The organism is Primorskyibacter flagellatus (assembly GCF_014638275.1).
GTDB classification, from domain to species: domain Bacteria; phylum Pseudomonadota; class Alphaproteobacteria; order Rhodobacterales; family Rhodobacteraceae; genus Pseudooceanicola; species Pseudooceanicola flagellatus_A.
The window spans coordinates 270,179-292,529 of record NZ_BMFJ01000002.1 but is presented as its reverse complement, the minus strand read 5'-3'; the positions used below and the strand labels follow the sequence as shown (position 1 = coordinate 292,529).

The window sequence follows — 22,351 nt, the reverse complement described above, 5'->3', positions numbered from 1 at the left end:
GCGCGCGCGCTTTTCAAGTGGCGGTCCCCCGCGCGGGGGCGTATGCCGCCGGCATGGATACACTGACCGCCCTTGTGCCGCTGCACGCCCTGATCGCCTGCCTGATCGTCGGATTCGTCGCCGGCGTGGTCAAGGGCATGGTGGGATTTGCCATGCCGATGATCATGATTTCGGGCATGGGATCCTTCGTTTCGCCCGAACTCGCGCTTGCCGGGCTGATCCTGCCGACGCTGGTGACAAACGGCTGGCAGGCCTTGCGGCAGGGGCTGGCGGCGGCCTGGGGGTCGATCGTCAGGTTCCGGACCTTCCTGCTGATCGGATTCGTCGCGCTGCTGGTGTCGGCGCAGCTGGTGCGGGTGCTGCCCGGGGACGTGATGCTGCTGATGATCGGGGTGCCGATCGTGATCTTCGCGGTGACGCAGCTGATGGGAAAGGTGCTGACCCTGGGTGACAATCCGCCGCGGTGGATCGAATGGGCCATCGCCGGGTTCGCCGGGTTCATCGGCGGGTTCTCCGGGGTCTGGGGGCCGCCGACGGTGGCCTATCTGACCGCGCTCGACATACCCAAGAAGGAACACGTGCGGGCGCAGGGGGTGATCTACGGGCTGGGCGCGGTCGCGCTGTTCTTCGCGCATATGGCGAGCGGCGTGGTCCGGTCCGAGACGCTGCCGTTTTCGCTGCTGCTGGTGATCCCTGCGCTTGCGGGGATGTTCATCGGGTTCCGGGTGCAGGACCGGATCGACCAGGCGGCGTTTCGTCGGGCGACGCTGGTGGTCCTGCTGGTGGCGGGCGGCAACCTGATCCGCCGCGGCCTCATGGGCTAGGACAGCAGGCCCTCGGTCGGACAGGTGTCGAGGATCGCCTGCGCCACGGGGCCGTCGTGCACGATGAAGTCCTGTCGCGCCACGACCTCTCCGTCGAGGAGGATCTCCATGCTCCAGGGGCCGGCGGCGAGTTCGTAATCGAATTCGAAGTAGAAGTAGCGCGCGCTGCTTTCTCCGCCGCTCATGGTGGAGGGCCAGCTTTCCTCTGTCATGTAGCCGGGGCCGAAGCTGGGATGGCGGGTCACCATGGTGACGACGTGGTCGCCTGCATCGTCGGCAAAGGTCACGTGGATGCCGAAGGCGATGCCAAGCTTTGCCGGGACCTGATCCGTGGGCAGGTCGAAGACAATGGCCGGACCGCCGCTGCGGACGCGGCCTGCGTTGGTGTCCGGGGCAGGAACGTCGGTTCCCTGCGGGTTGTAGTCGCAGACCACGCCGTATTCGAGCGCGACGACCGGAGGGGCGATGAAGGTTTCGGCCTGCGCGGGGGCGGTCAGGCAAAACGCCCCGCCGGTGAGGGCGAGGCGCAGGAAAGGGGCCGTAAGGCGCAGGGTCTTCATCCGGCGCTCACCCGATCGCGGCGGCTTTCACGTCGTCGTCGATGTAAGGCAGGTACTTGGCGAAGTTCTCGGAGAACATGTTCACCAGCTTGGAGGCCTGCGCGTCATAGGCCTTCTTGTCGGCCCAGGTGGCGCGCGGGTCGAGGAGGGTGGCGTCGACGCCGGGCACGGTCACCGGAACCTCGAACCCGAAGTTCGGGTCCTTGCGGAAGGTCGCCTCGTTCAGGGACCCGTCGAGCGCGGCGGTCAGCAGGGCGCGGGTTGCCTTGATGGGCATGCGCGACCCGGTGCCATAGGCGCCGCCGGTCCAGCCGGTGTTGACCAGCCAGCAGGTCGCGCCGTGCTTCGCGATCTTCTCGCGCAGCAGGTTGCCGTAGACCTCGGGGCGGCGGGGCATGAAAGGGGCGCCGAAGCAGGTGGAGAAGGTGGGTTCCGGTTCGACCACGCCACGTTCGGTGCCCGGGGTCTTGGAGGTGAAGCCCGACAGGAAGTGGTACATCGCCTGCGCCGGAGTGAGACGCGAGATCGGGGGCAGGACCCCGTAGGCGTCGCAGGTCAGCAGGATGATGTTCTTCGGGTGGCCGCCAAGCGCGGTTTCCGACGCGTTGGAGATATAGTCCAGCGGGTAGGCGCAGCGCATGTTCTGAGTGAGCGAGGCGTCTTCGAAGTCGAGCTCGAAGGTCTCTTCGTCATAGACCATGTTCTCGATCACGGTGCCGAACATGGAGCATGTGGCGTAGATCTCCGGCTCGGCCGTGGGCGAGAGGTTGATGGTCTTGGCGTAGCAGCCGCCTTCGAAGTTAAAGGTGCCGCGGTCGGACCAGCCGTGTTCGTCGTCGCCGATCAGCGTGCGGTTCGGGTCGGCGGACAGGGTCGTCTTGCCGGTGCCGGAGAGGCCGAAGAAGATCGCGGCGTCGACCGGATTGTCCTTGGCGTGGTTGGCCGAGCAGTGCATCGGCATGACGCCCTTTTCCGGCAGCAGGTAGTTCAGCAGGGTGAAGACGGATTTCTTGTTCTCGCCCGCATATTCGGTGCCGCCGATCATGATCAGCTTCTTGTCGAAGTTCAGGGCGATGACCGTGTCGGACCGGCAGTTGTGACGCTCCGGGTCGGCCTTGAAGCTGGGGCAGTTGATGATGGTGAAATCCGCCATGAAACCGTCAAGGGCCTCCCGCTCGGGGCGGCGCAGCAGGTGGCGGATGAACAGGTTGTGCCAGGCGAGTTCGGAGACGACGCGCACGTTGATCGCATAGGCCGGGTCTGCACCGCCGACGAGGTCCTGCACGTAGTAGTCCTTGCCCTTCATGTGGGCGAGCATGTCGGCATAGAGCGTGTCGAAGCCTTCGGGCGACATGGCGGCGTTGTTGTCCCACCAGATCGTGTCCTCGACCGAGGGGGTGCGCACGACGTGCTTGTCCTTGGGTGAGCGTCCGGTGAACTTGCCGGTGGTGACCAGGAAGGTGCCGCCCTGGCCGAGACGTCCTTCGCCGCGGGAAACGGCGGCCTCCATCAGCGCGGGCTCCATCAGGTTGTAATAGACATTGCCCAGGCCCGCGATCCCCTGATCTTCAAGGCGGAAATTGGGGTTAACCCGTCCAGATGTCATGTGCCAAGCTCCTGTAGCTGCGCGATGCCGGCGTCTCCTCCCCCGCGGTCCGGCTAATTCCGGTCTGCGGGTCCTGCCGATAGCGGGCGTCATAACATGGGGCTTGCCGGGATGAACAGGCCGCTTTGCCGCGGTTAGCGCCACCAGCTACGGTTTAGCGCAATCACCCGCGGATCACCGCCTGCGAGCGGACAACAGCCGGTCACGGGCCGGAGACAATTCAGGCAATTCTAAGACATTTTCGCCACATTCCTGACGCGAGGGCATGGGCGATTCGCGTTTGGGGATTGATTGTAAAGAGTGAAATGGCGGATAGTCCCGAAAAACAGGCAAGAACGCCGAGCAGCATAAGGAAAAATGCGATGTCGAAGATCGCCCTTGTCGACGACGACAGGAATATCCTGACGTCCGTCGCCATCACCCTTGAGGCAGAGGGTTTCGAAGTCGAGACCTACAACGACGGCCAGGCCGCGCTGGACGCCTTCAACAAGAAACTGCCGGACATGGCCGTGCTGGACATCAAGATGCCCCGCATGGACGGGATGGATCTGCTGCAGCGCCTGCGGCAGAAGACCTCCATGCCGGTGATCTTCCTGACCTCCAAGGACGACGAGATCGACGAAGTGCTCGGCCTGCGCATGGGTGCGGACGACTACGTGAAGAAACCGTTCAGCCAGCGTCTTCTGGTGGAACGCATCCGCGCGCTGCTGCGCCGCCAGGACGCCATCGGCGGAGAGGTGATCCCCGAGACGGAGGAGACCAAGGTCATCGAACGCGGTGAGCTGCGGATGGATCCGCTGCGTCATGCCGTGACCTGGAAGGGCATGGACGTGTCGCTGACCGTGACCGAATTCCTGCTGCTGCAGGCCCTGGCACAGCGTCCCGGCTTCGTGAAGTCGCGCGACCAGCTGATGGACGTGGCCTATGACGACCAGGTCTATGTCGACGACCGGACCATCGACAGCCATATCAAGCGCCTGCGGAAGAAGATGCGGTCGGTCGACCCGGAATTCTCCGCGATTGAGACGCTTTACGGTATCGGGTACAGATACAACGAAGAGTAAATGGCTCTCGCTGAAAGGATCAGTTTGCGCGACGACACGCCGGACACCAGCGGCGACGTGGTGCTGGGTGACGATTTCGTCGCGCCGAACGCCAATGTCGACGAGGAACTGCGCGCCCGTCGCGAACGGCGGGGCCTGTTCTCTCTCAAGGCGTCGCCGCTTACGCGCAAGATCATCATCTTCAACCTGATCGCGCTGAACGTGCTGGTGGCGGGGATCCTGTATCTCTCCGCCTCGCGCGACAGCCTCGTCACGCAGCGCGCCGCCAGCCTTGTGAGCGAGGCCGAGCTGATCTCGGACGTGTTCGAGGCGCAGCTTGCGCCGGGCGCGCCCGTGGACCTGGCCGGGGGTTCCGGCATCAACGTGGCCGAAACGCTTGCAGGGCTGGACCTGCGGCGGGGCATCGACCTGTACGTCTTCGACACGGCCGGCGACCTGATCGGCCGCATGACCGGAGAGCGGGACGGCGTCGGCGCGCGGGTCTCCGATCCGGCCGAAGACAAGACGATCATCATCGATTTCCTGACCTTCCTCTGGAACGGCATGACGTCGGTCTTTTCGTCCGGCAAGCGGGATGTGCCGGAAGTCCCGGTTGAGGATCAGGCGCGGTCGCTCGTCGCCGGATCCCTGACTGGGGAAACCCAGGTCAGCGTCGGACGGGGGGAGGCCGGCAGCTTCCTCGCCGTTGCATCGCCGATCATGCTGGACGGGGTTGCGGTCGGGACCGTGGCGCTTGCGTCCTCTGCCGGACAGATCGACGCGGTGGTGCGCGCCGAACGCGAGCGGGTGCTGGAGATGTTCGTGATCGCCACGCTGGTGTCGATCGGTCTGAGCCTTGTCCTGGCCTCGACCATCGCCAACCCGCTGGCGGACCTTGCCGCGGCGGCGGAGGTCGGGCGCGACAAGGACAACAAGTCGCGGTCGCCCGCGCGGGTGCGTATCCCCGATCTGACCGCGCGCCCGGACGAGATCGGGCGCCTGTCGGGCGCGCTGCGCGGCATGGTCGCGGCGCTTTACGAACGGATCGACGCCAACGAACAGTTCGCCGCCGACGTGGCGCATGAAATCAAGAACCCGCTCGCCTCGCTCCGCTCTGCCGTGGTGACGCTGCGGGTGGCGAAGCGCGACGATCAGCGCGACCAGCTGCTTGACGTGATCGACCATGACGTGCGGCGGCTGGACCGGCTGGTGTCCGACATCTCCAACGCCTCCCGGCTCGATTCCGAGCTGGTGAAGGAGGAGCAGGAGCCCTTCGATCTGGTAAAGATGCTCAGGAACCTCAGCGAATACCTGGGCGAGCAGGCTTCGGACAAGGGCATCGACTTCATCAGCGACCTGCCGCCGGACAGCATCGTCCTGCGCGGGCTGGAGGCGCGGCTGGCGCAGGTCTTCGTGAACCTCATCACCAACGCGATCAGCTTCTGCGAGGACGGCGACGCCATCCGCGTCTGGACCCGGCGGCGCGAGAACCGGGTGCTGGTGGTGGTCGAGGATACCGGGCCGGGCATTCCCGACCAGTCGCTGCAGAAGATCTTCAAGCGGTTTTATTCGCACCGCCCCGCCAACGACTTCGGCAACAACTCCGGCCTCGGGCTGGCGATCTCCAAGCAGATCGTGGAGGCGCATGGCGGCGTGATCTGGGCCGAGAACATCCGCCCGACCGATGCCGACATCACCTCTGATCCGCTTGGCGCGCGCTTCGTCGTCGGCCTGCCGATCTGAGCCATGGGTGCGGGATGGACCAGCCATCCGAGACGATCACAGTTCACGCCAGCGCCGTCGCCCTGCAGGGGCGCGCGGTGCTGATCGAGGGGCCGTCGGGCGCGGGCAAGTCCGCGCTGGCACTGGCGCTCATGGCCCATGGGGCGATGCTGGTGGCGGACGACCGGGTGACGCTGCGACGTCAGGGGGATCAGGTGCTGGCGGCCCCGCCCGACACTATCGCGGGGCGGATCGAGGCGCGGGGCGTCGGCATCCTGAACGCGGATTTCGTCAAAGATGTACCTGTAGTGTTGCTTGTAAGTGTCGCCGAGATGGAAACAGACCGTCTCCCGCCGCGGCGCAGAAAGAATTTACTGGGTGTTTCCCTGCCTGTGGTTCACAATAGCGGTACACAGCATTTCGTTCCGGCGCTCCTGCAATATCTGATAGGCGGGCGTCATGCCTGAACCGACGTGTGAGCCATGGGTATCCTGAGCCAGCAGATCGAACCATCCACTGCCGACCGCCGCGTGCTTGTCACCGGGCCGTCCGGTGCGGGCCGGACGACCGCGATCCGCGCGCTGGAGGACCTGGGGTACGAGGCGATCGACAACCTGCCGCTGTCCTTCGTCCCGCGCCTGCTTGAGGGCGACCCGGTGCGGCGGCCCGTGGCGCTTGGCATCGATGTGCGGAACCGGGATTTCTCGACCGCCGCGCTGATCGAGGTGATCGACACGTGGGGCGCGGACAGAACGCGGCCGCTCGAGGTGCTTTACCTCGACTGTTCGGCCGACACGCTGGTCAACCGGTTCTCGGAAACCCGGCGGCGGCACCCGATTGCTCCGGCCGAAACCCCGCGCGACGGCATCGACCGTGAGATGGATCTGCTGGCCCCGATCCGGGTGCGGGCGGATGTGCTGATCGACACGACCGAGATGTCTCCGCACGACCTGAAGGCCGAGATCGGCAACTGGTTCTCGGTCAGCGAACAACGGGCGCTGGCGGTATCGGTGCACAGCTTCAGCTACAAGCGGGGTCTGCCGCGCGGGCTGGACATGGTGTTCGACACCCGGTTCCTGAATAACCCGTACTGGGACGCGTCCCTGCGCGGAAAGACCGGGCTGGAGGGCGAGGTGCAGGCCTATGTCGCCGGTGACGACAGGTTCGCGGCCTTTTTCGGGAAGGTGCTGGATCTGACGCTGATGCTGCTGCCGGCCTATGTGGAAGAGGGGAAGAGCTACTTCTCCATCGGGTTCGGTTGTACCGGCGGGCAACACCGTTCGGTTACCATGACGGAAAGGCTGGCCAAGGCCCTTGCGGAGGGCGGCTGGCAGGTGTCAATTAGGCACCGGGAGCTTGAGCGCCGCGGTGCGGCGCGGGCCTGAGGGGTGGGTATGAACAAATCCAGTGCCATCCGGGCCGAGACGTATCGGGAAGGACATCAGCCCTTGATCGGGATCGTGATCGTTGCACACGGCGGTCTGGCGCGCGAATACCTCGCCGCGATGGAGCATGTCGTGGGTGAACAGGACGGGATCCGCACGATTTCCATCGACGCGATCCACGACCGGGGCGCCAAGCAGGCCGAAATCTGCGATGCGGCGGATTCCGTGGACCAGGGCGGCGGCGTGGTGGTCGTTGTGGACATGTTCGGCGGGTCTCCGTCCAACCTGTCGCTGATGGCCTGCCGGCCCGAGGACCGGCGGATCCTCTACGGGGCCAATCTGCCGTTGCTGATCAAGCTGGCGAAGTGCCGGCACAAACCGCTCGGCGATGCGGTGCGCGCCGCGACGGAAGCCGGGCGCAAGTATATTGACAGCCAGAACGTCAGTACGCACTAGATCCCGTTCATGAGCCAGACCATTACCCGCACGCTCAAGATCGTGAACGAGAAAGGGCTGCACGCCCGCGCATCGGCCAAGCTGGTCGAGGTTGTCGAAGGTTTCGACGCCCGGGCGGAGGTGAGCCGCGACGGCATGTCCACCGGCGGCGACAGCATCATGGGGCTTTTGATGTTGGCAGCGTCAAAGGGAAGCACTATTGAGGTCCAAACCTCGGGGCCGGATGCCGAGGCGCTGGCGGATGCGCTGCAGGCGCTTGTGGCGGATCGCTTCGGCGAAGACATGTGACCCGCCGGGCCCGGCGCCCGGCACAGGAATGCGAGGGGGCGACCCTTGGTAGACAGCACGCAGAACCGGATCGCCATGGCGCGACGGTCCAACCGCCAGACCCAGAGTGGTGTGGTGCCGGAAAACGTGACTTTCACGAAGTATGACCGGCGTTCGCTGACCTATTCGACCTCTTTCGAGGATCCGTGGCGGCGCAACCTGATCCGGGCGATCGAATGGATGACCGGCAAGGTCTCCATCATCCGCATGATCCGCAAGTTCGAGAAGCAGGGCGCGCCGCAGGGGCAGGCCTTCTGGCGGGCGACGCTGGACGTGATGGGGATCGACCTGCTGACGCCGCCCGCTCAGCTGGCCCGCATCCCGACCGAAGGGCCGGTCGTGGTCGTCGCCAACCATCCGCATGGCATGGTCGACGGAATGATCCTGGCCGACCTGATCGGGCGGGTGCGCAACGACTACAAGATCCTGACCCGCCAGCTTCTGACCGGTATCGACGAGGTCGCGTCGTCGTACATGATTCCGGTGCCTTTCCCGCATGACGCGGATGCGCAGCGCAAGTCGGTGGAGATGCGGGCGAACGCGATGGCGCATCTCAAGACAGGGGGGCTCATCACTCTGTTCCCTTCGGGAGTCGTGGCATCGTCGCGGACCATGTTCGGCCCGGCGATCGAGGCCGAGTGGAACGTGTTCACCGCGCAGATGATCCGCCGGTCCGGTGCCAAGGTGGTGCCGATCTTCTTCCCCGGCGCCAACAGCCGCTGGTATCAGATGGCCAACCGGATCAGCCCGATCCTGCGGCAGGCTTTCCTGCTGCACGAGATCGTGCACAGCTGCAACCGCCCGCAGGCCCCGGTGGTGGGTGAGGTGATCCCGGAGTCGGACATGGAACTGCTGGCGAAGGATCCGCGCGGCTTCATGACCTGGCTGCGGGAGCATACGCTGGCGCTTGGCCGCAGCGCGCAGGCGTAAGGCCTTCAGCCGGACCGGATCATCCTGAACAGCGTCGACGCCGCCCAACCGGCAAGTATCGCGATGGACAGGGACAGGATGCCGTAAATTGGCGGATTTTCCTGCGACATCATGTAGAGCCAGCGTTCCAGCCCGACCTTGCGCACCTCGATCGTGGTGTCGAAGCGGGACACGACGTGGCCTTCACGCAGCAGGAAGACACGGGTGTCGTAGCTGCCTTCCGTCAGGTTGGAGGGCAGGGCGATCCGGGTGCGGAACAGGGTCTGCTGATCCAGCTGAACGTTGCTTTCAAGGTCCTGATAGACCTGCTCCCCGGTGCGGATTCGGATGAGGGCGTCGATGTAGTCCGAGGGGTTTTCGGTCATCGAGGCGGCGCCCACGGAACGGATCGCGCGGGGGATGGTGATGGAGTGGCGCAGGTCTTCGGTCCGGCGCAGGATTTCGTTCAGGGGGCCTGTTGAGGAGACCGCGTAGAAGCTGGGCGCGGCGGCGATGCGCACGGTTTCGGCGTTGACCCAGATACCGGCGCGGCGGGCCTTGAGGTGCAGGGTCACCGGCGTTTCGGGTCCGGCGAGGGTGACGATCACCTCCAGCTCGGGGTCGATGATCGGGCTTTCGCGCTTCACCGCGCCGAAGATCAGCAGGTCCGACCCGTCGAAATCGGCGGTGATGCGGACATTGTCCTGGTTCATGCCCAGCACGACCTCCTCCTGCGCGGCGAGGGGCGTGGCGAGCAGCAGCAGAAGGGCGAGGGCGCGGATCATGACGCCCCCGTGGAGATTTCGTAGAGCTCGTCCGGCGGCACCAGCAGGTCGAAGGCGAGCTTGCCGCAGACCGCCAGCACCAGAACGGCCAGCAGGATGCGCAGTTGTTCGGCCTTGAGCCGCGCGCCGATGCCGGTGCCGAACTGGGCACCGATGACGCCGCCAAGCAGCAGGATCACGGCCAGCATCAGATCGACGGTCTGGTTGGTGATGGCGTGCAGCAGGGTGGTGAAGGCGGTGACGAAGATGATCTGGAACAGCGAGGTGCCGATCACCACCTTGGTCGGCATGTGCAGCAGGTAGATCATGGCCGGAACCATGATGAAGCCGCCGCCCACCCCCATGATCGCCGCCAGCACGCCAACCGCCATGCCGACCAGCACCGGCGGAATGACGGAGATATAGAGCCCGGACGTCCGGAACCGCATCTTCAGCGGCAGCGCATAGATCCAGCCGTTGTGACGGCGCGCGCGGGCGGGACCGGCGGTGCCCGGCTTGCGCTTGGCCCGGCGCAGGGCGCGCAGGCTTTCCACGAACATCAGCATGCCCACGGTGCCGAGGAAGACGACGTAGCAGAGGTTCACCAGCAGATCGACCTGCCCGAGGCTGCGCAGGTAGTTGAAGACGAGGATGCCGAGGAAGGACCCGATCAGGCCTCCGACCAGCAGGACGGTGCCCATCTTGAGGTCCACGGTCTTGCGTCTGAGATGGGCCAGAACGGCCGAGACCGAGGAGGCGACGATCTGGTTGGCCGATGTCGCGACCGCCACCGCGGGGGGGATGCCGACGAAGAACAGCAGCGGGGTGATCAGAAAGCCTCCGCCGACGCCGAACATGCCCGACAGGACACCCACGAGCCCGCCGATCCCGAAGAGGAGAAAGACGTTCACCGAGACTTCGGCTATCGGCAGGTAGAGTTGCATGATCCTTCCTAAGCCCCTGTGCCGCACTGCCGCAAGGGCTCATGCGGCGGAGGGATCAGCGTTCCTTGACGTAGGGCTCTCCGCCGGCGCGGGGCGGGATCGCCTTGCCCACGAATCCGGCCAGGATGATGACCGTGAGGATGTAGGGCAGCGCGTCGAGAAGCTGCACCTGCACCCGGATGCCGACGGTGTTCTGGATCAGGTCCGGGCGCAGCGCGATGGCCTGCAGGAAGCCGAACAGCAGGGTGGAGGAGAGCGCGTACCAGGGTCGCCACTTCGCGAAGATCAGGGCGGCGAGCGCGATGTAGCCCCGGCCCGCGGACATATCCTTGACGAAACCTGCCTGCAGCGCGGTGGCAAGGTAGGCCCCGGCGACCCCGCAGAGCAGGCCGCAGATCGCGACGGCGGCATAGCGCAGCCCGACGACCGAGACACCGGCGGTGTCCACGGCGGCGGGGTTTTCGCCAACCGCCCGCAGCCGCAGGCCGAAACGGGTGCGGTAGAGGATCCACCAGGTCAGAGGCACCATCAGAAAGGCGAGGTAGACAAGGATCGTGTGGCCCGAGATCAGCTCATGATAGATCGGGCCGATGACTGGGACGTCCTTGAGCGTTTCCGCCAGCGGCAGGGTCACAGGGTTGAACCGTGCCGCGCCGGACAGGGAGGGCGTGCGGCCACCCTGCGCGAACCAGTCCTGCGCGACCAGTACGGTCATCCCGGCGGCCAGGAAATTGATCGCCACGCCCGAGATCAGCTGGTTGCCACGGAAGGTGATCGAGGCGACACCGTGCAGGCCTGACAGCACCATCGACGCGGCGATCCCGGCCAGCAGCCCGAGCCAGACAGATCCGGTCAGGTAGGCTGTCGCGGCGGAGAAGAAGGCGGCGAAGAGCATCTTGCCCTCGAGCCCGATGTCGAAGATGCCTGCGCGTTCCGAAAACAGCCCGGCGAGGCAGGCCAGCAGCAGCGGGGTGGCCAGCCGGATGGTTGAGTCGAGAACCTGGAGGATGGTGATGAAGTCCATGTCTCAGCCCCTCGACGTGGCCAGTTTGAAGGCGAACAGGGTGAAGAGCATTCCAAGCGTCACCTCCACACCGCGCCGTGCGCGCTGATAGGCCCGCCGCACAGGGGCGGCGGACAGGGCGATGGCGTAGAAGCCGTGTCCTGCGAGGGAGATCGCGAAGGCGCCGAGCAGGAAGAGCAGCGTGACGGAGGCGGACGCGCCGTTGGTGGCCCCGACTGCGCCGATGGCGATCCAGAAGACGATGGCCTTGGGGTTGGTGACCTGCAGCAGGTAGCCCGTCAGGAAGGCACGGGGGGCGGAGAGCGGGGGCATCTCGGCCGGTGTGACCTCTGGCGGGTTCAGCGCCTTGCGGAATGCGCCGATGGCCAGCCACAGCAGGTAGGCCGCGCCGATCATGCGCATCAGCGTGATCGCCCAGGCCGCCTGTTGCAGCACCAGCCCCATGCCGAGCAGCGTGACCACGGCGATCGTCGACGATCCCGCCGCGATCCCGACCGAGGCGATCAGGGCTGTGCCGCGCCCGCGCGACAGGCCGAGGCCAAGCAGCATGGCGACGGCAGGGCCGGGCGACAACACCGCGACCAGCAGGATGGAATAGGCGGCGAGGAAACCGGGGAGGTAGTCCATCGGTCAGCCCTCCGACCGTCTGAGGGCGAGGAAGACCCGTTCCAGCGGCATCCGCACCATGTTGTCGAGCGCCCCGGTGAACAGGATCACCAGTGCCTGGATCACCACGATCAGTTCGCGCGGGATCGAGGTCCAGAGCGCAAGTTCCGCCCCGCCCTGATAGAGGAAGCCGAAGAGGATCGCGGCGAGGAGCACGCCGAACGGGTGGTTGCGCCCCATGAGCGCCACGGCGATGCCGATGAAGCCCGCGCCTTCGGTCATGTTGAGGATCAGCCGCTCGGCCTCTCCCTGCGTGGTGTTGACAGCCATCAGACCGGCGAGGCCGCCTGAGATCAGCATGGAGACGATGATGATTTTGGTACCCGAGATGCCGGCGTATTTCGCGCCCGTCTGGGACCAGCCGTAGGCGCGGATTTCATAGCCGAGCCGGGTGCGCCAGATCAGCAGCCAGACGATCAGGCAGGCGGCGAGGGCGAGGAAGAAGCTGACATTTGCCGGTGCGCCCCGGAACAGCGGATTGCCTTCGGAGGCGAACATGTCCTGAAAGGTCGGCAAGGCGAAGGCGGGGTCGAACTTGGCGGAGGCGGGCTCCATCGACCCCTGTGGTTTCAGCAGGCCGATCAGCAGGTAGTTCAGCAGCGCGGCGGCGATGAAGTTGAACATGATCGTGGTGATGACGATGTGGCTGCCGCGTTTCGCCTGAAGATAGGCCGGGATGAGCGCCCAGGCCGCCCCGAACAGCGCCGCGCCGACGGTGGAGCCGAGCAGCGCCAGCGTCCAGTGCGGCCAGGGCACATAGAGACAGGCCAGCGCCACGCCGAGCCCGCCGAGCATCGCCTGCCCCTCTCCGCCGATGTTGAACATGCGGGCGTGGAAGGCGACGGCCACGGCGAGGCCGGTGAAGATGAAGTTCGTCGCGTAGTAGAGGGTATAGCCCCAGCCCGAGGAGCGCATCAGCGCGCCCTCGACCATCAGCTGGAACGCCTCGACCGGGTTTTCGCCTATGGCGAGGATCACGAGCGCCGAGAGGAGTGCGGCCAGCAGGAGGGAGATCAGCGGGATCAGGACCACATCGGCCCAGGCGGGCATCTTATCCATGCTTCGGGGCCTCTCCGTGCTCCACCGCTTCGAGGTTTTCCTCCACGGCCTTCCAGTCCGGCTTGTCGGGTTCGCCGGAGATCCCCGCCATCATGAGGCCAAGCTCGCGTTCGTCGGTTGCGCCGGGGTCGCGTTCGCCCATGATCCTGCCGTCGAACATCACCGCAATCCGGTCGGAGAGCGAGCGGATTTCGTCCAGTTCGACCGAAACCAAAAGGATCGCCTTGCCTTCGTCGCGCAGGCGGATGATTTCCTGATGGATGAATTCGATCGCGCCGATATCGACACCGCGCGTCGGCTGGCCGACAAGCAGCAGGTCGGGGTTCTTCTCGATCTCGCGCGCCAGAACGATCTTCTGCTGGTTGCCGCCCGAAAAGTTCTTGGCCTTCAGCGTCGGGATCGGCGGGCGGACGTCGAACCGCTCCATCTTTGCCGCCGCTTCCTTCACGATGGCGGCGTTGTTCATCAGGGGGCCGAGCGCCCATTGCGGGTCGCGGTGGTATCCGAAAACGGTGTTTTCCCAGGCGGTGTAGTCCAGGATCAGCCCCTCGTCATGCCGGTCCTCCGGGACGTGGCCGATGCCGCGCGCGCGGCGGGACTGGCCGTCGGACCGGGTGCCGGTCAGGTCGATGGTCTCGCCGTTCATCGTGATCGTACCGGTGCCGGAGCGCATGCCGCCCAGCACCTCCATCAGTTCGGACTGGCCGTTCCCGGCGACGCCCGCGATGCCGTAGATCTCGCCGGCGCGGATATCGAAGCTGATGCCCTTGACCCGTTCGACGCCCGCGCCGTCGGTGACGCGCAGGTCCTTGACCGACAGGACGATGTTGCCGGGGCTGGCCGGCTTCTTGTCGACGCGCAGCAGCACCTTGCGGCCGACCATCAGTTCCGCCAGTTCCTCGGGCGAGGTTTCGGCGGTCCTGACGGTGGCGGTCATCTCACCGCGCCGCATGACGGAAACGGTATCGGTATATTCCATGATCTCCCGCAGCTTGTGGGTGATCAGGATGATGGTCTTTCCTTCTTTCCGCAGGTTGTCGAGGATGCGGAACAGGTGGTCGGCCTCGGCCGGGGTCAGCACGCCGGTCGGTTCGTCCAGGATCAGGATGTCGGCCTGGCGGTAGAGCGCCTTGAGGATTTCCACGCGCTGCTGGTGGCCGACCGAAAGGTCTTCGATCAGGGCGTCCGGGTCGACGTTGAGCTCGTATTCCTCGGCCAGCTGTTTCAGCGACTTGCGGGCCTTGGCGATGGAGGGGGTCAGCATCGCCCCGTCCTCGGCCCCGAGGATGACGTTTTCGACCACGGTGAAATTCTCGACCAGCTTGAAGTGCTGGAAGACCATGCCGATGCCGGCGGCGATGGCGGCCTGGCTGTCGGGGATTTCGGTCCTGCTGCCGTTGACGAATATCTCGCCCCGGTCGGCCTTGTAGAAGCCGTAGAGGATTGACATCAGCGTCGACTTGCCCGCGCCGTTTTCCCCGATGATGCCGTGGATCGTGCCCGGCATGACGCGGATGGAGATGTCCTTGTTCGCCTGGACGGGACCGAAGGCCTTGGAGATGCCCTTGAGTTCGATGGCGGGGGCGGTGTCGGTCAATGCAGCGACCTTTGCGCGGGAAGTGATAAGGGAAGCGCCCGACCCTGGGTGGGCGCGTGCAGATCTGGATCGGCGTGCAGGGGTTTCGCGCTCAATACGGTTGTCCGGATCGGGGCGGCGAAGATGCGCCCTCCCGGAGGGAGGGTCGGGCGCTGCCCGGCCTGCCGCCGGGCGATGCGGCTCGAACGAAGCGCCATGCCCCTACCTTGCATATGGCTTGGGAAGCCGAGGGTCGGAAAAGGGCCGCGCATGTGCGCAGCCCCCAAGATGTCGAGCCGGATCAGAACGTCAGTGCCGGGCAGGTGTCGTCCGAGGAATAGTCGTGGACCTCGATCTCGCCTGCGGCGATCTTGGCTTTCGCATCCTCGACCGCGGCCTTCATCTCGTCCGAGACGAGGGATGCGTTGTTGTCGTCCAGCGCAAAGCCGACGCCCTCTTCCGCCAGGCCCAGTACCTCGACGCCGGCTTCCAGGTCCGCGCCCGCGGTCATGGATTCATAGACGGCGTTGTCCACACGCTTGAGCATGGAGGTCAGGACCTTACCCGGGTGCAGGTGGTTCTGGTTGGAGTCGACGCCGATCGAGAGGATGTCCTCGTCCGCGGCGGTCTGCAGGACGCCCAGACCCGTGCCGCCGGCGGCCGCATAGATCACGTCCGCGCCCTGGCCGATCTGGGCCTTGGCAAGTTCCGACCCCTTCACCGGATCGTTCCAGGCGGCCGGGGTGGTGCCGGTCATGTTGGAGATCACAGTGGCGTCCGGGTTCACGGCCTTCACGCCCTGTGCGTAGCCGCAGGCGAACTTGCGGATCAGCGGGATGTCCATGCCGCCGACGAAGCCCACTGTGCCGGACTTCGATGCCATCGCCGCCATCATGCCGACCAGGTAGGAGCCTTCGTGTTCGGAGAAGAGGATCGACTTCACGTTCGGGTATTCCGCCGGGTCCACATAACCGTCGATGGTGACGAACTTGGTGTCCGGGTAGTCCTTGGCGATCGCGGCGATCGGGGTGGAGAAGGAGAAGCCGGTGGTCACGACCGGGTTGAACCCGGCCTCGGCAAAGCGGCGGAGCGCCTGTTCGCGCTGCGCTTCGGACTGCATCTCGATGTCCTTGTAGGTGCCGCCGGTTTCCTTGGCCCAGCGTTCCGCACCGTTGTAGGCGGCCTCGTTGAAGGATTTGTCGAACTTCCCGCCGAGGTCGTAGACAAGCGCGGGGTCGGCGAGCGCGGTACCGGCGGAAAGCGCGGCGGCAGCGGCGGCGCCGAGGAATTTGGTCATCAGGGTCATGGTTTTCTCCCAATTGGCAGCAGAGGGTTGGTCCCCTCCGGCAGGCAAGGATCGTGGTTGATCATCTGGAATTAAGTCCGCGCCCCAAGCGGGGGTCAAGGGTGAATCCGGCGATAACCTTGGGCCATCGCTGAATATTGCGTCACGTCATGCGAGGGATTTGCCCAGAATCCGGGCGTCAATCCGGCGGCCGTCCGGCGCGGTATAGTAGCCCGTGCGGCGCGCACGCTCGGTCCATCCGGTGGCGGCGTACAGCGCGATGGCCGCTTCGTTTTCGGCCGAAACCTCGAGAAAGGCGATCTCTGCGTCCCGGTCGCGCGCCATGGCGTCGAACCTGGCGAGACAGGTGCGCGCCAGTCCGCTGCGGCGGCGTGCGGGGGCGGTCGCAATGGTCAGGAGCTCTGCCTCCCCGGCAACGACCCGTCCCATGGCAAAGGCATCCGGTGATCCGGTGACAAAGGTGTAGGGAGAGGCGAGGAGCGTGGCGAATTCGCTCTCGCTCCAGGGGCGGGGGGTGGTGAAGCAGGCGGCGTGAAGCGTGGCGAGCTGGGCCGGGGTCATGGGCGTGTCATGACTGCGCCGCGTCCGCGACGATGTCGGGCGGGGCGTCGCGCGCCGGGGCCGCGTCGGCGGGGCGGAGGTAGAGCGGGGCGGGGGAGGCTCCGGGCGTGGTACCGGCGGCATGGCGCGCGATGGCGGCGGCCCAGTCGGCGGGCGGCGGGGGCAGGGCGACGCCGGGCGCGGTCTCTGCCGCGACGAGCTGCGGGTCAGCACCGGGTGTGGTGCGCAGATAGATCATGCCGCGTGGCGCAGGAACGGCGGCGGGGCGGTCCGGGGCGGTCTGCGCGATCACGTCGAAGGTGGACACCCCGATGGCCGGGATGTCGAGCGACAGCGCCAGGCCGCGCGCGGCGGAGACGGCGATGCGGATGCCGGTGAAGTTGCCGGGGCCGATGCCGACGCCGATGCGGTCGAGGTCGGCCCAGGTTCTGCCCGCATCGGAGAGCAGCGCTTCCAGCAGCGGAAACAGCGCCTCCGCCTGGCCCTTCGTCATCTCCTCGGCGCGAGCGCCTTGGATGACGTCGCCCGAAAGCAGGGCCGCGGCGCAGTGGCCTGCCGAGGTGTCGAAGCCGAGGGTGAGCATCCCGCGCCGGTCAGACGGCGACGGGACGGACCTCCGTCACCTCGGGGATGTAGTGGCGCAGCAGGTTCTCGATCCCCATCTTCAGGGTCAGGGTCGAGGACGGGCAGCCGGCGCAGGCGCCCTGCATGTGCAGGTAGACGACGCCGCGGTCAAAGCCGTGGAAGGTGATGTCGCCGCCGTCCTGCGCCACGGCCGGACGCACGCGGGTGTCCAGCAGATCCTTGATCTGGCCGACGATTTCGCCGTCCTCGCCCGTGTGTTCCGCATGGCCGGAGGCGGCGGTTTCGCCGGTGTCCATGACCGGGGCGCCGGATTGGAAGTGTTCCATGATCGCACCGAGCAGGGCGGGCTTGATGTGGTCCCACTGGACCGCGTCGGCCTTGGTCACGGTCACGAAATCCGCACCGAAGAAGACGCCCGTCACGCCGTCGACGCCGAAGAGACGGCTGGCGAGCGGCGACTTGCCGGCGGTTTCTGCAGAGGGAAAGTCGGCGGTGCCGGCGTCGAGCACGGTCTGGCCGGGCAGGAACTTCAGCGTCGCCGGGTTCGGCGTGGATTCGGTCTGAATGAACATCTGCGGGTCCCCTTTGTGTCAGGCTTCCTATGTGCGCTTCCGGGCGCGGGAAGTCAAGATTTGGAACGGTTCTAATTTGGTGTCCCGGGAGGGGCTCCGCCCCGCCGCGCAGGCGCGGCCCCCCAAGTATTTCGGGCAAGATGAAGGGTCAGAGTTCGGAGATGGCGATGGCAATGGCAGAGAGATCGCCGGTGAAGACGTGGGTCTGGTTGTCCAGCGGATAAAGGCGCGCATGCGGGAGCAGGCGGCCCCAGGCGGCGAGGTGATCGAAGGCGACCACCTCATCGTCGCGGGACTGGAACATGCGCAGGGGAAGGTGGGCGAGGGCCTCGGGCGCCCAGGCGGGCAGGGCGAAGCCGTTGGCATCCCAGCCCGGCATACCCCAGAGCGGCGCGGCAAGGCTGACGAGGGCGCGGGGGCGGACGGCGGGGCCGAGTTCTGCCAGACACTTCAGCAGGTGCGAGGCGCCGAGGGAGTGGCCGACAAGCAGCGCCCCGTCGGGCAAGGCCGTGAGGTCGGCTTTCATGCGGCGGGCCCATTCCCCGGGCTCGGGCGGGCCGAGATCGGGGGCGGTGATCGCGTAACCCGCGCCGAGACGGGCGCGGAGCGCCGGCAGGAGCGGGTCCGTCGGGCCGGCCCCGGCGCCATGGGCGAAATAGAGCGGGATCATGTGAGCTGGAGCAGGTCCCATCTGTTGCCGAAGGGGTCGCGGAAGACGGCGACCGTGCCGTAAGGTTCGTGCCTTGGCGGTTCCTCGAATGTCACGCCGGCGGCGGTCATGCGGGCGTGGTCGGAGGCGAAGTCGTCCGTGTGGAGGAAGAAGCCGACTCGGCTGCCGGTCTGGTTGCCGATGGCGGCGCGCTGATCGTCATTGACGGCGCGGGCGAGGAGGAGGGCGGTGTCGCCTCCCTTCGGGCGGACGAGCACCCATCTCTTGCCATTGCCGAGGTCGGTGTCCTGCATGAGATCGAAATCCAGCGGGCCGGTGTAGAAGGCGATGGCGTTGTCGTAATCGGGCACGACGAGAGCGACGGCATGCAGCCGTGCGCTCATGTGATTGCCTCGAGCTTTTCCTTGGACAGGTCACCGGGCACGATGGTGATCGGCACGGGCAGGGAGCCGGAGGCGCGGGCCATCTGGCTGACCAGCGGACCGGGGCCGGATTTCTCGGTTCCCGCGCCGAGGACGAGCACGCCGATGTCCGGGTCCTCGCGGATCTGGGCGAGGATTTCGGACACCGGTTCGCCTTCGCGGATCACCAGTTCGGGGTCGATGCCTTGACGGTCGCGCATCCATTTGGCGAAGACCTCGTAATGGACCACGATCCGTTCGCGGGCCTCTTCGCGCATGATGTCGGCGACGCCGATCCAGTGCTGGAACTCCTCGGGCGGGATGATCGACAGGATGGCGACGCCGCCGCCGGTCCGTGCCGCGCGCATGGCGGCAAAGCGCATGGCGTTCAGGCATTCGCGGCTGTCGTCTAGGATGACGAGGAACTTGCGCATCTGGGACCTCCCGTTCCGGCGGGATAATGACGGAGGGGGCGGGCGGTGTCGATTGCGGATTTCAGGCGGGGGTCGGCGCGGGCGGGCGGCCCAGGGCAAAGGCGGTCTGGATCACGCCCGCGGTCAGGCCCATGCCGACGCCGATCTGCCAGGCCAGCGTGTAGTTTCCGGTCAGGTCGAACAGCCAGCCGCCGCCGAATGCCCCGGTGAAGCTGCCGAACTGGTGGGACATGAAGGCGATGCCCTGGATCATCGCCTGCCAGCGGAGTCCGAACATCTCGGCCACCGATCCGGCGACAAGCGGTCCGACGCCAAGCCAGAGGAAGCCCATGAGCGAGGCGAACAGCATGGTGGTGGCCGGGGTCGGCACCTGCACGAAGTACCAGGCCACGACGAAAGAGCGGGAGATGTAGATCATCCCGAGCAGCATCTGCTTGTTCCAGCGCCCCCCGGCCCAGCCGAAAAAGAGCGACCCGAGAATGTTGAAGCCGCCGATCAGCGCCAGCGCGGTGGCCGACAGCATCGGGTCCAGCCCGCAGAGCGCGATATAGGCGGGCAGGTGTGTGGTCAGGAAGATCAGCTGCATGCCGCAGACGAAATAGGCCAGAGCCATGACGACGAAAGCCGGGTTGGCGAGGGCCTTTTTCAGTGCCTGCCCGGCGGTTCCCGCGTCGGTGGTGCCGGGGGCGGCCGGGGGCAGGGGGCGGCGGTCGATGCGTCCGGCGATCCAGGCTGCGGGGATCATCACGCAGGCCATCACGGCAAAGGCGGTGACCCCCGCGCGCCAGTCGATATGGGTGTTCAGCCACTGGCCGATCGGTGCGGCGTAAAGCGCCCCGGCGGATCCGGAGGCCGAGATGATACCGAGGAACAGGCTGCGCCGGGCGGCCGGCACCGCGCGCGAGGTGACGGACATGGTGATCGCAGTGCCCGCGCAGCCCATGGCGGGGCCGATGCAGAAGCCGGCGAAGAACAGCACGGCCCCCGGTGAGCCCGCCATGGACAGGCCGGTGAGGCCGGTCAGGTAGAGCACGGCGCCGGCCAGCATGATTGCCCGGAACCCGATCCGGGGCACCAGCGCGCCCGCGAAGGGTTGGGTCACGCCCCACATCAGGTTCTGGATGGCGATGGCGAGGGTGAAGTCGGCCACGGCAATTCCGAGGTCGGTGGCAAGCGGCTGCATGAAGATGCCGAAGCTCTGCCGCAGACCCATGGCGAGGCTGAGCAGCACGGCGGCGCCGATCACGATCAGCGTTGTGTCCGAGGGGCGGGAAGGCAGGGGCATGGGATTCACCGGGACTCACCGAATTGGACCGATCCGTCCAGTCTTGTGCGCCGCGCTTACCCTGCGGTCAATGGCGTGACGCGCAGGTCCGTGCTTGCAGGTTGACTGAGGGGGCGGGTTGCGGCTAACCGCTGTGGCGCACGGAGGGCCGGATGGCCGCGGGGTTTCGGCCCCGAGGAAAGTCCGGACTCCACAGGGCAATGGTGCCGGGTAACGCCCGGCGGGGGCGACCCCAGGGACAGCGCCACAGAGAACAGACCGCCTCCGGTCTTCGGGGGTAAGGGTGAAACGGTGCGGTAAGAGCGCACCGGGGGACGGGCAACCGGACCCGCATGGCAAGCCCCACCAGGAGCAATGCCGAATAGGAACCTCGCGCGGGGCCGGTCGGCTTCTTCTTCGGGAGAGCCGATACCGCCGCAGGGCCGCCCTGGCCCGGAGGTTCGGGTTGGCAGCTTGAGACGTCGGGCAACCGCGCGTCCAGAGGAATGGTCATCGAACCGGCACCCGGAGACGGGCCGGGGAACAGAATCCGGCTTACAGGCTCTCCGTGCGTTATTCTTGTCCCGACGACCGGGTTCCGGAAGATTTCCCTACGTTTTCGTGATCGTGGGAGGGAACCCGCCGCTTTTCTGCACCGCCGCGCGCCAGTTTCCGCCAACGCCGTTCCGGGGCTGCGGAACGGCGGTCGGTTTGCCGGTGTTGGGCTGCCAGAAGGACCCGCCCTTCCCCGCACCGACAACAGCCGGACGCCGGGCAGACCTGACCAGCGGGTTCGCATGAGAGGAGAAGACGACATGAAAACCCTGCTCCAGACTGCCAGCCGTGGCGCGATGATCGCGCTGATTGCCGCAACCCCGGTCGTGGCCTTTGCCCAGAGCGAAGGTGCTGCCGAACAGCCCAAGGTCGAACAGACCGATCCGGCGGCGACCGATGCCGCGCCGATGACGGACTCCACGTCTACGGATACCGCCACGGACTCCACCGCACCGACGGACGAGTCGTCGGATGTGGCGACGGACGAAGCGGCGCCGACCGATGAGTCCTCCGACGTGGCGACGGATGAGACCGCTCCGGTGACGGACGAAGGATCGGATGTGGCGACCGACAGCATGGCGCCTGCCGACGACGGGACGAACATGGCTGCGGACAGCGACGCCGTGATCGGTGAGGACGAACAGCTTGCCGCAGAGGAACCGGCCAAGCCGGTCGAAGGCCAGATCACCATGCAGGATGCCGACACGGTGCTTGCAGAGGATCTTCTTGGCGCGACCGTTTACAACGGTGCTGACGAAAACGTGGGCGACATCAATGACCTGATCATCGGCCTTGACGGCAAGGTGGAAGGTGTCGTTATCGGCGTCGGCGGTTTCCTCGGAATGGGCGAGCGTGAAGTCGCGGTCGAGATGGCCTCGCTTCAGGTTATCGACAATGACGGCTCGCCGCGTCTGGTGACCTCGGCCACCCGGACGGACCTTGAGAACGCGCAGGAGTTCGTCTCTGCCGCCGACCAGAAGGCAGAGGCCGACCGGGCTTCGATGCAGAGTTCGGGTGACACCATGGGCGGCATCTCGGGCGGCACGACGCAGCCGATCGAGTAACGCTCGTTCATCGAGGGGAAGGGGGCGGACTTTCCGCCCCCTTTTTCGTGTCCCGGGGGATGGTGACGCGGTCT

Annotated in this window: 25 protein-coding genes and 1 other RNA gene; 10 read left to right on the top strand and 16 right to left on the bottom strand. The window is 66.3% G+C overall.

Features of this window, described 5'->3' with window-relative positions; all coding sequences use genetic code 11:
- The first annotated feature begins 53 nt into the window (after window positions 1-53).
- Complete coding sequence (locus tag IEV87_RS15675; RefSeq protein WP_188478769.1) at window positions 54-824, top strand: sulfite exporter TauE/SafE family protein; 771 nt, start codon at window positions 54-56, stop codon at window positions 822-824.
- Here IEV87_RS15675 and IEV87_RS15670 read toward each other — a convergent pair.
- On the bottom strand, window positions 821-1,384 hold the full coding sequence (locus IEV87_RS15670; RefSeq protein WP_188478768.1) for a DUF3859 domain-containing protein: 564 nt from the start codon (window positions 1,382-1,384) through the stop codon (window positions 821-823). The two genes, IEV87_RS15675 and IEV87_RS15670, sit on opposite strands and share 4 nt — an antisense overlap.
- Before the next feature lie 7 nt (window positions 1,385-1,391).
- Window positions 1,392-2,990: a phosphoenolpyruvate carboxykinase gene (locus IEV87_RS15665; protein WP_188478767.1), complete on the bottom strand. Its 1,599-nt coding sequence runs from the start codon at window positions 2,988-2,990 to the stop codon at window positions 1,392-1,394.
- A 362-nt stretch (window positions 2,991-3,352) separates the two neighbouring features.
- Between IEV87_RS15665 and IEV87_RS15660 the strand changes: the two genes are divergently transcribed.
- The 7 genes from IEV87_RS15660 to IEV87_RS15630 all read left to right on the top strand — a co-directional run bounded on the left by IEV87_RS15660 (window position 3,353) and on the right by IEV87_RS15630 (window position 8,853).
- Complete coding sequence (locus IEV87_RS15660) at window positions 3,353-4,054, top strand: response regulator transcription factor (RefSeq protein ID WP_188478766.1); 702 nt, start codon at window positions 3,353-3,355, stop codon at window positions 4,052-4,054.
- The gene (locus IEV87_RS15655; RefSeq protein ID WP_188478765.1) at window positions 4,055-5,776 is read left to right on the top strand and encodes a sensor histidine kinase; all 1,722 of its coding nucleotides are present in this window, start codon (window positions 4,055-4,057) and stop codon (window positions 5,774-5,776) included. It begins immediately after the preceding gene.
- 14 nt (window positions 5,777-5,790) lie between these two features.
- Entirely contained in the window at window positions 5,791-6,222 is a 432-nt protein-coding gene (locus IEV87_RS15650) for an HPr kinase/phosphorylase (RefSeq protein ID WP_188478764.1), read from the top strand.
- A gap of 15 nt (window positions 6,223-6,237) precedes the next feature.
- Window positions 6,238-7,140, top strand: a complete 903-nt coding sequence (rapZ, locus tag IEV87_RS15645; RefSeq protein ID WP_188478763.1) for an RNase adapter RapZ — start codon at window positions 6,238-6,240, stop codon at window positions 7,138-7,140.
- A 63-nt stretch (window positions 7,141-7,203) separates the two neighbouring features.
- The gene (locus IEV87_RS15640) at window positions 7,204-7,596 is read left to right on the top strand and encodes a PTS sugar transporter subunit IIA (protein ID WP_188478762.1); all 393 of its coding nucleotides are present in this window, start codon (window positions 7,204-7,206) and stop codon (window positions 7,594-7,596) included.
- Between the two features lie 9 nt (window positions 7,597-7,605).
- A complete protein-coding gene (locus IEV87_RS15635) occupies window positions 7,606-7,884 on the top strand; it encodes an HPr family phosphocarrier protein (protein ID WP_188478761.1) in 279 nt (92 codons plus the stop codon).
- Between the two features lie 75 nt (window positions 7,885-7,959).
- Window positions 7,960-8,853, top strand: coding sequence for a lysophospholipid acyltransferase family protein (locus tag IEV87_RS15630; RefSeq protein WP_188479483.1), 894 nt, complete (start codon window positions 7,960-7,962; stop codon window positions 8,851-8,853).
- A gap of 5 nt (window positions 8,854-8,858) precedes the next feature.
- On the opposite strand, the gene IEV87_RS15625 is transcribed toward IEV87_RS15630, so the two are convergent.
- From IEV87_RS15625 to IEV87_RS15560, 14 genes are all read right to left on the bottom strand, one after another.
- Window positions 8,859-9,617, bottom strand: a complete 759-nt coding sequence (locus tag IEV87_RS15625) for a TIGR02186 family protein (RefSeq protein WP_188478760.1) — start codon at window positions 9,615-9,617, stop codon at window positions 8,859-8,861.
- The gene (locus IEV87_RS15620; protein ID WP_188478759.1) at window positions 9,614-10,540 is read right to left on the bottom strand and encodes a sulfite exporter TauE/SafE family protein; all 927 of its coding nucleotides are present in this window, start codon (window positions 10,538-10,540) and stop codon (window positions 9,614-9,616) included. Before IEV87_RS15620 ends, IEV87_RS15625 begins: the two co-directional genes overlap by 4 nt.
- A 55-nt stretch (window positions 10,541-10,595) precedes the next feature.
- Window positions 10,596-11,564, bottom strand: a complete 969-nt coding sequence (locus IEV87_RS15615) for an ABC transporter permease (RefSeq protein WP_188478758.1) — start codon at window positions 11,562-11,564, stop codon at window positions 10,596-10,598.
- A 3-nt stretch (window positions 11,565-11,567) separates the two neighbouring features.
- Window positions 11,568-12,191, bottom strand: coding sequence for a LysE family translocator (locus tag IEV87_RS15610; RefSeq protein WP_188478757.1), 624 nt, complete (start codon window positions 12,189-12,191; stop codon window positions 11,568-11,570).
- Window positions 12,192-12,194: 3 nt separating this feature from the next.
- Complete coding sequence (locus IEV87_RS15605; RefSeq protein WP_188478756.1) at window positions 12,195-13,289, bottom strand: ABC transporter permease; 1,095 nt, start codon at window positions 13,287-13,289, stop codon at window positions 12,195-12,197.
- Window positions 13,282-14,886, bottom strand: coding sequence for an ABC transporter ATP-binding protein (locus IEV87_RS15600; protein WP_188478755.1), 1,605 nt, complete (start codon window positions 14,884-14,886; stop codon window positions 13,282-13,284). Before IEV87_RS15600 ends, IEV87_RS15605 begins: the two co-directional genes overlap by 8 nt.
- 280 nt (window positions 14,887-15,166) lie before the next feature.
- Complete coding sequence (locus tag IEV87_RS15595) at window positions 15,167-16,171, bottom strand: BMP family lipoprotein (RefSeq protein ID WP_188478754.1); 1,005 nt, start codon at window positions 16,169-16,171, stop codon at window positions 15,167-15,169.
- A 147-nt stretch (window positions 16,172-16,318) separates the two neighbouring features.
- The gene (locus tag IEV87_RS15590; protein WP_188478753.1) at window positions 16,319-16,732 is read right to left on the bottom strand and encodes a GNAT family N-acetyltransferase; all 414 of its coding nucleotides are present in this window, start codon (window positions 16,730-16,732) and stop codon (window positions 16,319-16,321) included.
- A gap of 7 nt (window positions 16,733-16,739) precedes the next feature.
- A complete protein-coding gene (gene tsaB / locus IEV87_RS15585) occupies window positions 16,740-17,315 on the bottom strand; it encodes a tRNA (adenosine(37)-N6)-threonylcarbamoyltransferase complex dimerization subunit type 1 TsaB (protein WP_188478752.1) in 576 nt (191 codons plus the stop codon).
- A gap of 10 nt (window positions 17,316-17,325) precedes the next feature.
- Window positions 17,326-17,889, bottom strand: coding sequence for a NifU family protein (locus IEV87_RS15580; RefSeq protein WP_188478751.1), 564 nt, complete (start codon window positions 17,887-17,889; stop codon window positions 17,326-17,328).
- A 148-nt stretch (window positions 17,890-18,037) separates the two neighbouring features.
- On the bottom strand, window positions 18,038-18,559 hold the full coding sequence (locus tag IEV87_RS15575) for an alpha/beta fold hydrolase (RefSeq protein ID WP_188478750.1): 522 nt from the start codon (window positions 18,557-18,559) through the stop codon (window positions 18,038-18,040).
- Window positions 18,556-18,942 (bottom strand): VOC family protein, encoded by a 387-nt coding sequence (locus tag IEV87_RS15570; RefSeq protein ID WP_188478749.1) that lies wholly within the window; start codon window positions 18,940-18,942, stop codon window positions 18,556-18,558. The genes IEV87_RS15575 and IEV87_RS15570 overlap by 4 nt, the downstream gene beginning before the upstream one ends.
- The gene (locus tag IEV87_RS15565; RefSeq protein WP_188478748.1) at window positions 18,939-19,394 is read right to left on the bottom strand and encodes a universal stress protein; all 456 of its coding nucleotides are present in this window, start codon (window positions 19,392-19,394) and stop codon (window positions 18,939-18,941) included. The genes IEV87_RS15570 and IEV87_RS15565 overlap by 4 nt, the downstream gene beginning before the upstream one ends.
- A gap of 61 nt (window positions 19,395-19,455) precedes the next feature.
- Complete coding sequence (locus tag IEV87_RS15560; RefSeq protein WP_188478747.1) at window positions 19,456-20,679, bottom strand: MFS transporter; 1,224 nt, start codon at window positions 20,677-20,679, stop codon at window positions 19,456-19,458.
- Window positions 20,680-20,819: 140 nt separating this feature from the next.
- Between IEV87_RS15560 and rnpB the strand changes: the two genes are divergently transcribed.
- Together rnpB and IEV87_RS15550 are read left to right on the top strand one after the other, a co-directional pair.
- Window positions 20,820-21,232: RNase P RNA component class A (rnpB, locus tag IEV87_RS15555), an RNA gene on the top strand.
- A 241-nt stretch (window positions 21,233-21,473) separates the two neighbouring features.
- A complete protein-coding gene (locus tag IEV87_RS15550; protein ID WP_188478746.1) occupies window positions 21,474-22,277 on the top strand; it encodes a PRC-barrel domain-containing protein in 804 nt (267 codons plus the stop codon).
- The last annotated feature ends 74 nt before the right edge of the window (window positions 22,278-22,351 follow it).

Coding starts and splice junctions, on each gene's coding strand:
- IEV87_RS15665 (WP_188478767.1), bottom strand. CDS start 2,990: ATGACATCTGGACGGGTTAACCCCAATTTCCGCCTTGAAGATCAGGGG.
- IEV87_RS15565 (WP_188478748.1), bottom strand. CDS start 19,394: ATGCGCAAGTTCCTCGTCATCCTAGACGACAGCCGCGAATGCCTGAAC.
- tsaB (WP_188478752.1), bottom strand. CDS start 17,315: ATGCTCACCCTCGGCTTCGACACCTCGGCAGGCCACTGCGCCGCGGCC.
- IEV87_RS15625 (WP_188478760.1), bottom strand. CDS start 9,617: ATGATCCGCGCCCTCGCCCTTCTGCTGCTGCTCGCCACGCCCCTCGCC.
- IEV87_RS15560 (WP_188478747.1), bottom strand. CDS start 20,679: ATGCCCCTGCCTTCCCGCCCCTCGGACACAACGCTGATCGTGATCGGC.
- rapZ (WP_188478763.1), top strand. CDS start 6,238: ATGGGTATCCTGAGCCAGCAGATCGAACCATCCACTGCCGACCGCCGC.
- IEV87_RS15660 (WP_188478766.1), top strand. CDS start 3,353: ATGTCGAAGATCGCCCTTGTCGACGACGACAGGAATATCCTGACGTCC.
- IEV87_RS15595 (WP_188478754.1), bottom strand. CDS start 16,171: ATGACCCTGATGACCAAATTCCTCGGCGCCGCCGCTGCCGCCGCGCTT.
- IEV87_RS15610 (WP_188478757.1), bottom strand. CDS start 12,191: ATGGACTACCTCCCCGGTTTCCTCGCCGCCTATTCCATCCTGCTGGTC.
- IEV87_RS15650 (WP_188478764.1), top strand. CDS start 5,791: ATGGACCAGCCATCCGAGACGATCACAGTTCACGCCAGCGCCGTCGCC.
- IEV87_RS15670 (WP_188478768.1), bottom strand. CDS start 1,384: ATGAAGACCCTGCGCCTTACGGCCCCTTTCCTGCGCCTCGCCCTCACC.
- IEV87_RS15590 (WP_188478753.1), bottom strand. CDS start 16,732: ATGACCCCGGCCCAGCTCGCCACGCTTCACGCCGCCTGCTTCACCACC.
- IEV87_RS15655 (WP_188478765.1), top strand. CDS start 4,055: ATGGCTCTCGCTGAAAGGATCAGTTTGCGCGACGACACGCCGGACACC.
- IEV87_RS15550 (WP_188478746.1), top strand. CDS start 21,474: ATGAAAACCCTGCTCCAGACTGCCAGCCGTGGCGCGATGATCGCGCTG.
- IEV87_RS15620 (WP_188478759.1), bottom strand. CDS start 10,540: ATGCAACTCTACCTGCCGATAGCCGAAGTCTCGGTGAACGTCTTTCTC.
- IEV87_RS15605 (WP_188478756.1), bottom strand. CDS start 13,289: ATGGATAAGATGCCCGCCTGGGCCGATGTGGTCCTGATCCCGCTGATC.
- IEV87_RS15615 (WP_188478758.1), bottom strand. CDS start 11,564: ATGGACTTCATCACCATCCTCCAGGTTCTCGACTCAACCATCCGGCTG.
- IEV87_RS15675 (WP_188478769.1), top strand. CDS start 54: ATGGATACACTGACCGCCCTTGTGCCGCTGCACGCCCTGATCGCCTGC.
- IEV87_RS15630 (WP_188479483.1), top strand. CDS start 7,960: ATGGCGCGACGGTCCAACCGCCAGACCCAGAGTGGTGTGGTGCCGGAA.
- IEV87_RS15570 (WP_188478749.1), bottom strand. CDS start 18,942: ATGAGCGCACGGCTGCATGCCGTCGCTCTCGTCGTGCCCGATTACGAC.
- IEV87_RS15575 (WP_188478750.1), bottom strand. CDS start 18,559: ATGATCCCGCTCTATTTCGCCCATGGCGCCGGGGCCGGCCCGACGGAC.
- IEV87_RS15635 (WP_188478761.1), top strand. CDS start 7,606: ATGAGCCAGACCATTACCCGCACGCTCAAGATCGTGAACGAGAAAGGG.
- IEV87_RS15580 (WP_188478751.1), bottom strand. CDS start 17,889: ATGTTCATTCAGACCGAATCCACGCCGAACCCGGCGACGCTGAAGTTC.